At 59.7% G+C, this 13,000-nt stretch carries 12 protein-coding genes; 2 read left to right on the top strand and 10 right to left on the bottom strand.

Going from position 1 to position 13,000, the window contains the following annotated elements:
• Positions 1-19: 19 nt before the first annotated feature.
• The 10 genes from AO268_RS19295 to AO268_RS19250 form a co-directional block, all read right to left on the bottom strand.
• Positions 20-1,981 carry a DUF7844 domain-containing protein gene (locus AO268_RS19295; protein ID WP_076963394.1) on the bottom strand — a complete coding sequence of 654 codons (1,962 nt, stop codon included), beginning with the start codon at positions 1,979-1,981 and terminating at the stop codon, positions 20-22.
• Positions 1,978-2,298: a DUF2388 domain-containing protein gene (locus AO268_RS19290; RefSeq protein WP_099169544.1), complete on the bottom strand. Its 321-nt coding sequence runs from the start codon at positions 2,296-2,298 to the stop codon at positions 1,978-1,980. The genes AO268_RS19295 and AO268_RS19290 overlap by 4 nt, the downstream gene beginning before the upstream one ends.
• A gap of 26 nt (positions 2,299-2,324) precedes the next feature.
• Positions 2,325-2,633 (bottom strand): DUF2388 domain-containing protein, encoded by a 309-nt coding sequence (locus AO268_RS19285; RefSeq protein ID WP_099169543.1) that lies wholly within the window; start codon positions 2,631-2,633, stop codon positions 2,325-2,327.
• An 84-nt stretch (positions 2,634-2,717) separates the two neighbouring features.
• A complete protein-coding gene (locus AO268_RS19280) occupies positions 2,718-3,038 on the bottom strand; it encodes a DUF2388 domain-containing protein (RefSeq protein WP_099169542.1) in 321 nt (106 codons plus the stop codon).
• Positions 3,039-3,340: 302 nt separating this feature from the next.
• The gene (locus tag AO268_RS19275) at positions 3,341-3,556 is read right to left on the bottom strand and encodes a DUF1127 domain-containing protein (RefSeq protein WP_076963398.1); all 216 of its coding nucleotides are present in this window, start codon (positions 3,554-3,556) and stop codon (positions 3,341-3,343) included.
• 318 nt (positions 3,557-3,874) lie between these two features.
• Entirely contained in the window at positions 3,875-5,368 is a 1,494-nt protein-coding gene (locus tag AO268_RS19270; protein WP_076963399.1) for an acetyl-CoA hydrolase/transferase family protein, read from the bottom strand.
• 180 nt (positions 5,369-5,548) lie between these two features.
• Positions 5,549-6,985 carry an NAD(P)(+) transhydrogenase (Re/Si-specific) subunit beta gene (locus AO268_RS19265; protein WP_038444899.1) on the bottom strand — a complete coding sequence of 479 codons (1,437 nt, stop codon included), beginning with the start codon at positions 6,983-6,985 and terminating at the stop codon, positions 5,549-5,551.
• Complete coding sequence (locus AO268_RS19260) at positions 6,985-7,305, bottom strand: NAD(P) transhydrogenase subunit alpha (protein WP_003233786.1); 321 nt, start codon at positions 7,303-7,305, stop codon at positions 6,985-6,987. Before AO268_RS19260 ends, AO268_RS19265 begins: the two co-directional genes overlap by 1 nt.
• A 15-nt stretch (positions 7,306-7,320) precedes the next feature.
• The gene (locus tag AO268_RS19255; protein ID WP_076963400.1) at positions 7,321-8,442 is read right to left on the bottom strand and encodes a Re/Si-specific NAD(P)(+) transhydrogenase subunit alpha; all 1,122 of its coding nucleotides are present in this window, start codon (positions 8,440-8,442) and stop codon (positions 7,321-7,323) included.
• Positions 8,443-8,897: 455 nt separating this feature from the next.
• Positions 8,898-9,791, bottom strand: a complete 894-nt coding sequence (locus tag AO268_RS19250) for a LysR family transcriptional regulator (protein ID WP_176561394.1) — start codon at positions 9,789-9,791, stop codon at positions 8,898-8,900.
• Between the two features lie 157 nt (positions 9,792-9,948).
• Between AO268_RS19250 and AO268_RS19245 the strand changes: the two genes are divergently transcribed.
• Positions 9,949-11,130, top strand: coding sequence for an acyl-CoA dehydrogenase (locus tag AO268_RS19245; protein ID WP_029290432.1), 1,182 nt, complete (start codon positions 9,949-9,951; stop codon positions 11,128-11,130).
• A 13-nt stretch (positions 11,131-11,143) separates the two neighbouring features.
• A complete protein-coding gene (locus AO268_RS19240; RefSeq protein WP_099169540.1) occupies positions 11,144-12,364 on the top strand; it encodes a CaiB/BaiF CoA transferase family protein in 1,221 nt (406 codons plus the stop codon).
• Positions 12,365-13,000: the final 636 nt, after the last annotated feature.

Below are 13,000 nucleotides of genomic sequence, written 5' to 3'. Positions count from 1 at the left end.
GCCCGCGATGCTGTTGATCTTAAGGCAGTTGCAACCCACCAGCCGCCTTGTGCAAGGCCCGCAGGTGTTCGCCAACTTGTTTGAGATTGGCCTCGCAGGCGGCAATTTCCGCCGCCCGCGAAGGCTCCAGCAGCGCCCTCACCTCTTTATCCAGGTCGCCGGTCAACGATTGCAGCTGTTTCTGGCGCGATGCGCTTTCTGACTCCAGGCGCTGCCACTCCTTGGGTTGGGGCAATCCATAGCCGCCGCTGCCGAGCAGTTCCGCCGGGCGACTGAGGAAACCGCTGTTGGCGAGGATCTGCTGCAACGTCGCATCGGCCTTGGCCATGCCGCCGTTCTTCAGCTCGCGGGCACCGAGGTAGCGCTGCTTGACCTCGTCCTGGGCGAGCATCAGCTGTTTGCGAAAGCTGGCCTGTTCCAGCAGCAGCAAGGCGGCGCTGGTGCGCAGGTCAGCCTGGTCGAACCACTGCCTGCGTTGCTCGGCGCTCAAGCTCAGCCAGTCTTCGACCTGGGTCTGGGGGATCGGCAAATGTTTCTTCAGCACCTCGAACATCGCCTGGTAGCGCTCGCGGAAGGAGTCGAAGTGATAGCCCAGGCGCAAGGCTTCGCGGCGGTCATCCAGCACACTGGTGTCGGCCAGCCCGCGGGCCTTGAGCACTTCGAGCAAACCGTTGGGGGTGATGTTGTCCAGGGTGGTCAGTTGCGGGTTGGCGCTGCCACTGCGCAGCAGTTTCAGGCCTTCGACCGCGCAGTTGTTGGAAAGGAAGTAGTAATTGCCGTCGTAGCTCCAGTGCATTTCGGCGGCGTGCTCGACGGTGTCGTTGATTTCCTGGCGCGAGAGGATCAAGGGCACCGATGCCAGGCCGCGCAGTTCGGTCTTGGTGTATTCGTCGATCACCTGGGCCAGGGGCAATACGAACAGGCGTGATGGGTACTTGCCTACCAGCCCGTCCCAGCTCGATAGCTGTACGTCGCCGACGAACGCGCGGTAGGACAACACCAGGTGCTGGTCCAGGTCCAGGCGGCAATCCGGGCCACGGGGCCGGCCCGGGGCACAGATCACCAGGCGCAGCATACTGTGACCCCAGCGGCTTACCAGGTTCTGGTTGGCTTCGGCCAGCAGGTAGTCGATGGCGTACACACGCTCGGGATCGACCTGGCCCAAGGGAGTCTTGGCAAAATCGTTACCGGCATTGAGGAAGGCGAAGGTGTTGGCGCAAGCGTCCTTGGCCGGCGGGGCCCAGTCGAAGTGTTGCTGGTAGTAGCGATACAGCGCAGGACGGCGGCAGGCGTAGCTCGGGTCGAGAAGGAAGTACTCCATGTTGACCGCGACGAACTCCTTGGGGTTGGTGATCTCGTACAGGTCCGGGCTGCGGGCCACTTGCCGGTTGTGTTGCTCGCGCTCGCCACGGCGGCCGACGTATTGCGGCCAGCCGGCCAGGTCGAGCAAGCGCGGGTCGTCGCTGAGGGTGAAGCGCCGGTCATTCTGGCCACGGCATTGATCGGGCAGGCCCACCAGACCGGTGATGTTGTTCTGGCGGCTACAGCGCTGGATCAACCCGCGCTGGTCCTTGGGCCACAGGCGCGCACGGTCGTAGATGTGGGTCAGTTCATGCAGAACGGTGGCCAGCAGCTCCCGGCGCACAGTGCCGTGGGGGCGCTGGGTCTGCTGGGTGGCGGCGGTGCCGTCGGTAAGGCTGGCCAGTAGCCTGCGGTTGAGGTCCAGTTCGGACACCAGCGACGCCTGGCCATAGGCATTGGCGGGCATGTCGTCGGTCCAGCCGACGTCGATGCGCCGGTCCAACTGCTCGATGAAGCGCGGCGGCAGCGCCTGCATGGCTTCATCGAGCAATGCCTGGCTGGCCTGCTGTTGGGCTGGGCTCAAGCCGTCGGTCTTGAGCCGTAGTTGCAGGCTGGCCTGGGCGGCGCTGCCAGCCAGCAGCAGCGTCGCAGCCAATAGCCAGGCGGTGAAGCGCCTCACAATGCGAGGATGGCTTCGGCGAGAACCTGGTCGCTGGCGTCGCGGGCTTCTGGCACGCGGGTGCGCAGGGTGTCGAAGGCCGCTTCCAGTTGCACGCCGCGGATCTCGCCATGGCTGGCGACAAAGCTGGCAGCGTCATCGTGGGCTGCGCGCACGACTTTCGAGTCGCGGATGGAGGTGGTGGTGTCCGAGGTGAAATCAATGGTGCGGCCGAAGGCACGAACAATGATGTTACTGGTGGCCACGAGGGTTTGTGCCTGGGCGATATCGGCCAGCAGGAACAGGCCGAGAGCAGCTGCGATCAACGGGCGACGCATGGAAAGACTCCAAAAGGTAAAGATGATTATTGGACGAGAATTGCCTGGGCCAGTTCAAGGTCACCGGACTTAAGTTTTGGCTGGGTGCGACGCAGGTAATCCAGTGCGCTTTCCAGCCGGGCGCCCCGCCATTGGCCGTCAGTGGCAATAAACGTGGCAGCGTCATCCTGGGCGGCCAGTAGCACTTTACGATCGAACGGCGCCGAGGTCACTTTGCTGGTGGCATAAGCGCTGGCGACGAGGCCTTGCGTGGACAGGTCAAAGGCCTGGGCCGGACTGGCCCCGCCGATGGCAAGCACTGTGGGAGCAATCAACAAACGGTATGAAAAAGCCATGGGACTCGACAACTGAAAACGAGCGCCAAGGCTAGCGCAATGCCCGGGCGAGAGCCAGCGCGGGCACCCCTAGGCAGGGTCGACTCAGATGGCCAGGATCGCCTGGGCCAGCTGCACATCAGTGGCGCTATTGAGTTGTGGTGCCTGTTGGCGGATCTGCGCCAGGGCGCTTTCCAGCTTCACGCCGCGGATGGCGCCTTCGCTGGCGACGAAGCTGGCGGCATCGTCACGGGCGGCGCGTACGACTTTGTTGTCGCGCAGGGACGATGTGGCATCGGAGCTGGCATCGGACGTGGCTTTGAGCGCGCCAACAATCGAGTCGGTGGTCACGATCAGGCTGGTAGCGCTGGCATTGGCAGCGACGGCAAGCAGGGCGGCAGCGCTCAGCAAACGAAGACGGGACATGGGGTGACTCCTGTATATGAGACGAACTAATGACGAGATAGTAGCTGGCGCCTATCTGTTCGGGTAGTGCGCAATGGGAAGTCGTTGTTTGAAAAGACTATTTGGCGGGGAAAAATCAACCGATCTAAAATTGTACTGGTCAATTTTCATATTTTTATAATTGTACCTATCGATAGATTGGCGCTGATTTCCGACCTCCCAAAAACCACAAAACCCGCCTCCGATTACCCGGGGCGGGTTCTGCTACAACAATTCGGGGTGCTGGCGGTGGACCCGGCAGGTCAGGGCCAGCGGGCGCTAAATCAGCGCCAGAACGGCTTGCTCAGCTCTTCGTAGCGTTGAGCTTCGCTGATCCCGGCATCGGCCAGCAGACGCGAGTCCAGACGAGCCAGTTGATGGCGGCTGGAGATGCGGCGCTGCCACAACATCAGGTTGGCGATAACGCGCAGAGGCAGGGAAGCCTGGGTGTTGACAGCTTTATCTTCGTAGAACAGTTCGGAACTGAGTGTACGTTCCATGATGACATCCTTCCGCTTGTGGCGGGATTAGGTAGTGGTTTAACTGATGCCAATGATCCTCCTCCGACGCAAGACTCTCTAGATACAGTTCACCTGTATTGTGAGGGGCCAGTTAACTGTTTATAGCGGCTGTACTGTACTAAAACGGGGCAACTGTACCTGTAAGCACTTATTTGGTGCGTTTCAGGCATTTGCGCAAGCATTTGTAGGGGTTTACGGTAGGAAATGACCGGTACAGTAGTACAGTTTTTTGTGATTGTGCTGTGTTCAGATTCAGGCGCATGCAGCTGTGTTTGCATCCGCCCGGATCTGTATCTGTCAGCCTTTAAGCATGTGCCCGGTTTCTTCCAGGTTGATGTGCCAGCTCAGGGCTTCACGCAGGATGTGCGGCGTGTGCCCGCCGATGGCGCAGGCGGCGGTGAAGTAGTTATTGAGCGCGTCGCGATAGTCCGGGTGTACGCAGTTGTCGATGATCACCCGGGCGCGCTCCCGTGGCGCCAGGCCACGCAGGTCGGCCAGGCCGATCTCGGTCACGAGGATGTCGACGTCATGCTCGGTATGGTCGACATGGCTGACCATCGGCACCACGCTGGAAATCGCCCCGCCCTTGGCAATGGACTTGGTGACAAAGATCGCCAGGTGCGCGTTGCGGGCGAAATCCCCCGAGCCGCCAATGCCGTTCATCATCCGCGTGCCGCAGATGTGGGTGGAGTTGACGTTGCCGTAGATGTCGAACTCCAGCGCGGTATTGATGCCGATGATGCCCAGGCGCCGCACGACTTCCGGGTGGTTGGAGATTTCCTGCGGACGCAGCACCAGTTTGTCCTTGTAGTGCGCCAGGTTGCCGAACACATCGGCATTGCGCCGCTCTGACAAGGTGATCGAGCTGCCGGAGGCAAAGCTTAGCTTGCCGGCGTCGATCAGGTCGAAGGTCGAGTCCTGGAGGACTTCGGAGTACATGGTCAGGTCTTCAAACGGCGACTCGATCAGGCCGCACATCACCGCGTTGGCAATGTTACCGATACCGGCTTGCAGCGGGCCGAGCTTGTTGGTCATGCGCCCTGCATCGACTTCCTGCTTGAGGAAGTTGATCAGGTGATTGGCGATCCACTGGGTGTCGCTGTCGGGCGGCGTGACCGTGGAAGCGGAGTCGGCCTGGTTGGTGATGACGATGGCGACGATTTTTTCCGGCGGGATTGGGATCGCGGTGCTGCCGATACGATCATCCACCTTGACCAGCGGGATCGGGGTGCGGGTCGGGCGGTAGGTCGGGATATAGATGTCGTGCAGGCCTTCGAGGTTCGGGTTGTGGGCCAGGTTGATCTCGATGATCACTTGCTTGGCAAAAATCGCGAAGCTGGCCGAGTTGCCCACGGAGGTGGTGGGCACGATATGGCCTTGCTCGGTGATGGCCACGGCTTCGATGACCGCGATATCCGGCAGCTTGAGCTGGTTGTTACGCAACTGTTCGACGGTTTCCGACAGGTGCTGGTCGATAAACATCACTTCGCCAGCATTGATCGCCTTGCGCAGGGTGCTATCGACCTGGAATGGCATGCGGCGCGACAGCACGCCGGCTTCGGTCAGTTGCTTGTCCAGGTCGTTGCCCAGGCTGGCGCCGGTCATCAGGGTGATTTTCAGGGGCGAGGTCTTGGCACGTTCGGCCAGGGCGTGGGGCACGGCCTTGGCTTCACCGGCGCGGGTAAAGCCGCTCATGCCGACGGTCATGCCGTCCTCGATCAGGGCGGCAGCATCGGCGGCGCTCATGACCTTGTTCAACAGCGAAGGCAAGCGGATACGATCACGGTACATGGATTGTTATCTCGGGCAACGGAGGCAAGGTGGGCAGTCTAGTGATTTCAAAGGCGTTCGTCCCGCTACCATGGTCGAATGCCAGGTCGCGATTTAGAGCCTTTGGTCGGGTTTTTCCCGCTAATAAAAAACCCCAGCCTACGGGAGGCCGGGGTTTTGGGTATTGCGCTGGAGCAGTGTTTATTCGACGGCCTTGACCATGTCTTCGATGACCTTCTTGGCATCGCCGAAGACCATCATGGTCTTGTCCAGGTAGAACAGTTCGTTATCCAGGCCGGCATAACCACTGGCCATCGAGCGCTTGTTGACGATGATCGTCTTGGCCTTGAAGGCTTCGAGAATCGGCATGCCGGCAATCGGCGACTTTGGATCGTTCTTGGCGGCCGGGTTGACCACGTCGTTGGCGCCGAGCACCAGCACCACGTCGGCCTGGCCGAACTCGGAGTTGATGTCTTCCATCTCGAACACCTGGTCGTAAGGCACTTCGGCCTCGGCCAGTAGCACGTTCATGTGGCCAGGCATGCGCCCGGCGACCGGGTGGATCGCATACTTCACGGTAACGCCGCGATGGGTCAGCTTCTCGGTCAGCTCCTTGAGTGCATGCTGTGCCCGCGCGACCGCCAGGCCATAGCCCGGCACGATGATCACGGTGTCGGCGTTGGTCAGCAGGAAGGTGGCATCGTCGGCCGAGCCGGATTTCACCGGGCGCGCTTCTTTGGAGCCAGCCGGCCCTGCGGCATCCGGGGTATTGCCGAAGCCGCCGAGCAGCACATTAAAGAACGAGCGATTCATCGCCTTGCACATGATGTACGAGAGGATCGCACCGCTCGAACCTACCAGGGAGCCGGCAATGATCAGCATCGAGTTGTTCAGCGAGAAGCCGATACCCGCCGCCGCCCAGCCGGAATAGCTGTTGAGCATCGAGACGACCACCGGCATGTCGGCGCCGCCAATCGGGATGATGATCAGCACGCCCAGCACGAAGGCCAGGGCCAGCATCAGGGCGAAGGCACTGAGGTTGCCGGTGAACATAAACACCAGGCCCAGGCCCAGGGTGGCCAGGCCCAGCACCAGGTTCAACTTGTGCTGGCCGCCAAACTGTACCGGTGCGCCCTGGAACAGGCGGAACTTGTACTTGCCCGACAGCTTGCCGAAGGCGATGACCGAACCGGAGAAGGTAATGGCACCAATGGCTGCACCGAGGAACAGCTCCAGGCGGTTACCCGCAGGAATCGCGTCACCCAGTTGCTTGACGATCCCCAGGGATTGCGGCTCGACCACCGCCGCGATGGCGATAAACACCGCCGCCAGGCCGATCATGCTGTGCATGAAGGCGACCAGCTCCGGCATCTTGGTCATTTCTACGCGCTTGGCCATGATCGAGCCGGCGGTGCCGCCGATCAGCAGGCCGACAATCACGTAGCCGATGCCGGCAGTGGCCAGCTCCGCGCCCAGCTTATAGATGAGGCCCACGGTGGTGAGCACCGCCAGCGCCATGCCGAGCATGCCGAACAGGTTGCCGCGTCGGGACGTGGTTGGGTGCGACAGGCCTTTGAGGGCCTGGATGAAGCAGATCGACGCGATCAGGTAGAGCGTCGTCACGAGGTTCATGCTCATTACTTCTGCACCTCTTCTTTAGCCTTGGGCGCTTTCTTCTTGAACATCTCAAGCATCCTACGGGTAACCAGGAAACCGCCGAACACGTTCACGGCGGCCAGGGCCACGGCCAGGGTGCCCATGGTCTTGCCCAGCGGCGTGACGGTGAGTGCGGCCGCGAGCATGGCGCCAACGATCACAATCGCCGAGATCGCGTTGGTCACGGCCATCAGCGGCGTATGCAGCGCGGGGGTGACGTTCCAGACCACGTGGTAACCGACATAAATCGCCAGCACGAAGATGATCAGGTTGTAGATACCGGGGGAGATAAGCTCTTCCATCGTCTGAATCCCTGCTTAGGCGTTTTTGCGGATGACTTGGCCGTCGCGGCACATCAGGCACGCGGCGACGATGTCGTCTTCGAGGTTGATTTCAAACTGCCCTTCCTTGGTGAAGACCAGCTTCAGGAAGTCCAGCAGGTTGCGCGCATACAGGGCCGAAGCATCGGCAGCGACCGCGCCGGCAAGGTTGGTCGGGCCGCAAATGGTCACGCCGTTTTCTACCACCACCTGGTCGGCGACGGTCAGAGGGCAGTTGCCCCCCTGGGCGGCGGCCAGGTCGATCACCACGGAGCCTGGCTTCATCTGGGCGACGGTTTCGGCGCTCAGCAACGTCGGGGCCTTGCGGCCCGGGATCAGGGCGGTGGTGATGACGATATCGGCTTGCTTGGCGCGCTCATGCACGGCCAGGGCCTGGCGCTGCATCCAACTGGTGGGCATCGGGCGTGCATAGCCGCCGACACCGACGGCGCATTCGCGCTCTTCATCGGTCTCGTAGGGCACGTCGACAAACTTGGCGCCGAGGGATTCGATCTGCTCCTTCACGGCCGGGCGTACGTCGGACGCTTCGATGACCGCACCCAGGCGTTTCGCCGTGGCAATGGCCTGCAGGCCGGCCACGCCAGCACCGAGGATCAGCACGCGAGCGGCTTTCACGGTACCTGCGGCCGTCATCAGCATTGGCATGAAGCGCGGGTAGTGATGAGCCGCCAGCAACACCGCCTTGTAGCCGGCAATGTTGGCTTGGGACGACAGCACATCCAGGCTCTGCGCACGGGAGGTGCGCGGCGCGGCCTCCAGGGCGAAGGCCGTGATGCCATGTTCGGCCAGCCGGGTGATGGTTTCGTTACTGAACGGATTGAGCATGCCCACCAACACGGTGCCGCTTTTAATCAGCGTCAGTTCGCTGTCGCTGGGGGCGACCACCTTGAGAATCAGCTCAGCGCCAAACGCGTCGCCGGCACTGCCAATGGTTGCGCCTGCCGTTTCATAGGCACTGTCGACGACGCTGGCTTTGATGCCAGCACCGCTTTGTACAGTGACCTTATGGCCCTGGCCGATCAGCTTCTTGATGGTTTCCGGGGTTGCAGCAACCCGCGTTTCACCGGTCTGGGTTTCGAGAGGAACACCAATGTGCACGTCAAATCTCCTGCATGATCTTTTTGCTTTTGATTTTTGTAAAAAGGCCAGTGCACCGCGAGTGGCGCAACTGGGGCGGCCGATCAGCACGACCCCGCTGAAATGACAGCAGGGCGCGGCATTTTGCAGGCGAACTTTACGGCCTTCAAGGGATTATGACGGGTGACGAAAAATTAACTACAAGTCACCCTGTGACTGATTGTCGCAATACGCTGGAATAACCTCTTTAAATACAGGTGTTTAAAGGCTTCTAGCGGGAAAATACGATTTGCGTAAATTTCGACATGAGTCGCCGGTCATTGGTCGTTAATAAGCGCTGTAGAGCTTGCAGTCATTGGCTTTCAGGCCATTTTTCAGTTGATCGGTACAGTCTGTCTAAAGGCGACATATATTTATATCTGTAGTGTTATTAATTATTTGACTACAGGGTCAGTAATTCGCCGGCCCGCCAGGAATCATTGGCTGTAGCGCTGTGCCTGATCAATCAACCAGTCTCGAAAGGCGTGCAGTGAAGCAGATTCGACCTTTCGCTCGGGAATCATCAGGTAATAGGCCTTGCTGCTGGTCAGCGCCTGCTGGTTGGCAATCACCAGCTGTTTCTCGCCCAGTTCCCGCTGAATAAGGAACGGTGGGATCAGCGCAATCCCCATGTCATGCATGGCCGCTTGGGACAACATGGAGAATAGCTCGTAGCGCGGGCCTGTCATGTCCCGGGGGATATTCAGCTGTTGGGCGTCGAACCATTGGCGCCAGGCGTAGGGCCGCGTGGTTTGCTGCAGCAGTGGCAGCTCGGCGATTTGCCCTGCGCTGAAGTGCGTATGGTTCCCCAGCAGGCGCGGGCTGCAGACGGGGACCGGGTTTTCGCCCATCAGCCGGTGGGATTCGGTGCCGGACCAGTCGGCATCGCCGAAATACACCGCGGCATCGAACTCGGTATCGGCAAACAGGAACGGGCGGGTACGGTTGGTCAGGTTCACCGTGACTTCGGGGTGTTGCTGCTGGAAGTCCTTGAGGCGCGGGATCAGCCACTGCGTACCGAATGTGGGCACTACCGCCAGTTCGATCACATTGGCGCCCTGCTGGCCCATCACTGACAGGGTGTCGCGTTCCACGGCATCCAATTGCATCGCGACCCGCCGGCTATAGGAAAGCCCGGCCTCCGTGAGCTTTACCCCGCGTCGCGAGCGCCGAAACAGCTCGACACTTAAAAACTCCTCAAGGCTGGCGATCTGTCGGCAGATCGCGCCCTGGGTGATAGAAAGTTCTTGCGCGGCCTTGGTAAAGCTCTCGTGGCGGGCGGCAGCTTCAAAACTGACCAGGGCCGTGGTGCTGGGGATTTTCCTACGCATGTACCGTACCCTCACTAATAAAAGGCGGTTTTGCCCTTCTTGATCATCACGGAGTGAGAAATTAGCACAAGGCTATGCAAAAACCTCGTTTGCCCTCTTCGCTGACCCGGCCTAGGCTGCATGCACGACTTTTGATTTACTTCGCGAGGACTCACTCATGGGCGGTAAGGCAAGCTTCAACTGGATCGATCCACTGCTGCTGGATCAACAGCTCACTGAAGAAGAGCGCATGGTGCGCGACAGTGCCGAGCAATTTGCCCAGGACAAGTTGGCGCCGCGTGTGCTTGAAGCCTTCCGTCATGAAAAGACCGATCCTGCGATTTTCCGTGAAATGGGCGAGACCGGCCTGCTGGGCGCCATGATCCCTGAGCAGTACGGTGGCAGTGGCTTGAACTATGTCAGCTACGGCTTGATTGCCCGTGAAGTGGAGCGTGTCGACTCCGGCTACCGCTCGATGATGAGCGTGCAGTCTTCCCTGGTGATGGTGCCGATCAATGAGTTCGGCACCGAAGCGCAAAAACAGAAGTACCTGCCCAAGCTGGCCTCGGGTGAGTGGATTGGTTGTTTCGGTCTGACCGAGCCCAACCACGGTTCGGACCCGGGCGCGATGATTACCCGTGCGCGCAAGGTGGATGGCGGCTATAGCCTGACCGGCAGCAAAATGTGGATCACCAACAGCCCGATTGCCGATGTGTTTGTGGTCTGGGGCAAGGACGATGCGGGCGACATCCGTGGTTTTGTCCTGGAGAAGGGCTGGAAAGGCCTGAGTGCACCGGCGATTCACGGCAAGGTCGGCTTGCGTGCTTCGATTACCGGCGAAATCGTCATGGATAACGTGTTCGTTCCCGAAGAGAACATCTTCCCCGATGTGCGCGGCTTGAAAGGCCCGTTCACCTGCCTGAACTCGGCCCGCTACGGTATCTCCTGGGGCGCCTTGGGGGCCGCGGAGTTCTGCTGGCACACGGCGCGCCAGTACACCCTCGATCGCCAGCAGTTCGGGCGCCCACTGGCTGCCACACAGTTGATCCAGAAAAAGCTCGCCGATATGCAGACCGAAATCACCCTCGCCCTACAAGGTTGCCTGCGCCTGGGCCGGATGAAAGATGAAGGGACGGCGGCGGTGGAGATCACGTCGATCATGAAGCGCAATTCCTGCGGCAAGTCCCTGGATATCGCGCGCATGGCCCGCGACATGCTCGGTGGCAATGGTATCTCCGACGAGTTCGGGATTGCCCGGCACCTGGTCAACCTGGAAGTGGTGAATACCTACGAAGGCACGCATGACGTCCATGCGCTCATCCTTGGGCGCGCTCAGACCGGTATCCAGGCGTTCTATTAATAGGAGTGTGACCATGGGCGCGCTATCGCATCTGCGGGTACTGGATTTGTCACGGGTGCTGGCGGGGCCCTGGGCCGGACAGATTCTTGCCGACCTCGGCGCTGAGGTGATCAAGGTCGAGCGGCCTTGCAGTGGCGACGATACTCGCGCCTGGGGGCCGCCCTTCCTTAAGGATGCTTATGGTCAGAACACCAGTGAAGCGTCCTACTACTTATCGGCCAATCGTAATAAAGAGTCGGTGACTATCGACTTCACCCGGCCGGAGGGGCAGAAGCTGGTCCGCGACCTGGCGGCGAAGTCGGATATCTTGATCGAGAACTTCAAGGTCGGCGGCTTGGCCGCGTATGGCCTGGACTATGAATCGCTCAGGGAGATCAACCCAGAGCTGATTTATTGCTCTATCACCGGGTTTGGCCAGACGGGGCCGTATGCGGCGCGGGCTGGCTATGACTTCATGATCCAGGGATTGGGCGGGTTGATGAGCCTGACGGGGCGCCCCGAGGGGGATGAGGGTGAAGGTCCGGTCAAGGTGGGTGTAGCGCTGACCGATATTTTGACCGGGCTTTACTCCACGGTGGCGATTCTGGCGGCTATGGCGCACCGCGATCATGATGGTGGTGGCCAGCATATCGATATGGCGTTGCTGGATGTCCAGGTGGCCTGTCTGGCCAATCAGGCGATGAATTACCTGACGACTGGGGTATCCCCCAAGCGGTTGGGTAATGCGCATCCGAATATCGTGCCCTATCAGGACTTTCCTACGGCTGACGGCGATTTCATCCTGACCGTGGGCAATGACAGTCAGTTTCGCAAGTTTGCCCAGGTCGCTGGGCAGCCGCAGTGGGCCGATGATCCGCGGTTTGCCACTAATAAGCTGCGGGTGGCCAATCGGGCGGTGCTTATTCCATTGATTCGCCAGGCCACGGTGTTCAAGACCACTGCTGAGTGGGTGGCCCAGCTGGAGCAGGTGGGTGTGCCCTGTGGGCCGATCAATGACCTGGCGCAGGTGTTTGCCGATCCTCAGGTGCAGGCGCGTGGTCTGGCGATAGAGTTGCCTCACCCGCTGGCGGGTAAGGTGCCTCAGGTGGGGAGCCCTATGCGGTTGTCCAAGACGCCGGTGGAGTATCGCAGTGCGCCTCCTCTCCTGGGCGAGCATACGGCCCAGGTTCTTAGCCAGGTGCTGGGGCTGGGGGCGGGCCATGTAGCCGCTTTAAAGGAGGCGGGGGTCATTTGAGGTGTTTCTTCTATATAGAAGGGGTTTTTATATAGAAGAGCTGGTTGTTTTTTAATCGATCGTAAGTAATTGATAGAAAAGCAAAATTAAGGGTTGACGGCAGATCCTGGAAGTCTATAATTCGCCCCACTTCCGGCGCAGTCGAAACGGAAAACTCCTTGGTAAACAAAGAGTTACACAGAATTCGACAGCGAGTTGCTTCAGTTCATCGAAGCCCAGAAGGAGTTGGTAGAGCAATGTTGTTTGGCTCTATTAGCGTTTCGATCCTCTCGGTCGAAAGCGGAGAAAAAGAGGTGTTGACAGCAGCGTGTAACGCTGTAGAATTCGCCTCCCGCTAACGAGAGATCGGAAGCGCAAGTGGTTGAAGTTGTTGAGGAAAACCTCGAAAGCTTCTGAAAATAATCACTTGACAGCAAATGAGGCTGCTGTAGAATGCGCGCCTCGGTTGAGACGAAAGATCTTAACCAACCGCTCTTTAACAACTGAATCAAGCAATTCGTGTGGGTGCTTGTGGAGTCAGACTGATAGTCAACAAGATTATCAGCGTCACAAGTTACTCCGCGAGAAATCAAAGATGTAACCAACGATTGCTGAGCCAAGTTTAGGGTTTCTTAAAAACCCAAAGATGTTTGAACT

It is taken from the genome of Pseudomonas sp. ICMP 8385 (assembly GCF_002699915.1).
GTDB classification, from domain to species: Bacteria; Pseudomonadota; Gammaproteobacteria; order Pseudomonadales; family Pseudomonadaceae; genus Aquipseudomonas; species Aquipseudomonas gessardii.
Note: the sequence above shows the minus strand (reverse complement) of the source record. Positions and strands in the feature narration are given on the sequence as shown.

Excerpts from the sequence above, each read along its gene's own strand:
- AO268_RS19290 (WP_099169544.1), bottom strand. The coding sequence starts at position 2,298 with ATGCGTCGCCCGTTGATCGCAGCTGCTCTCGGCCTGTTCCTGCTGGCC.
- AO268_RS19285 (WP_099169543.1), bottom strand. The coding sequence starts at position 2,633 with ATGGCTTTTTCATACCGTTTGTTGATTGCTCCCACAGTGCTTGCCATC.
- AO268_RS19280 (WP_099169542.1), bottom strand. The coding sequence starts at position 3,038 with ATGTCCCGTCTTCGTTTGCTGAGCGCTGCCGCCCTGCTTGCCGTCGCT.
- AO268_RS19275 (WP_076963398.1), bottom strand. The coding sequence starts at position 3,556 with ATGGAACGTACACTCAGTTCCGAACTGTTCTACGAAGATAAAGCTGTC.
- AO268_RS19270 (WP_076963399.1), bottom strand. The coding sequence starts at position 5,368 with ATGTACCGTGATCGTATCCGCTTGCCTTCGCTGTTGAACAAGGTCATG.
- AO268_RS19265 (WP_038444899.1), bottom strand. The coding sequence starts at position 6,985 with ATGAGCATGAACCTCGTGACGACGCTCTACCTGATCGCGTCGATCTGC.
- AO268_RS19260 (WP_003233786.1), bottom strand. The coding sequence starts at position 7,305 with ATGGAAGAGCTTATCTCCCCCGGTATCTACAACCTGATCATCTTCGTG.
- AO268_RS19250 (WP_176561394.1), bottom strand. The coding sequence starts at position 9,791 with ATGCGTAGGAAAATCCCCAGCACCACGGCCCTGGTCAGTTTTGAAGCT.
- AO268_RS19245 (WP_029290432.1), top strand. The coding sequence starts at position 9,949 with ATGGGCGGTAAGGCAAGCTTCAACTGGATCGATCCACTGCTGCTGGAT.
- AO268_RS19240 (WP_099169540.1), top strand. The coding sequence starts at position 11,144 with ATGGGCGCGCTATCGCATCTGCGGGTACTGGATTTGTCACGGGTGCTG.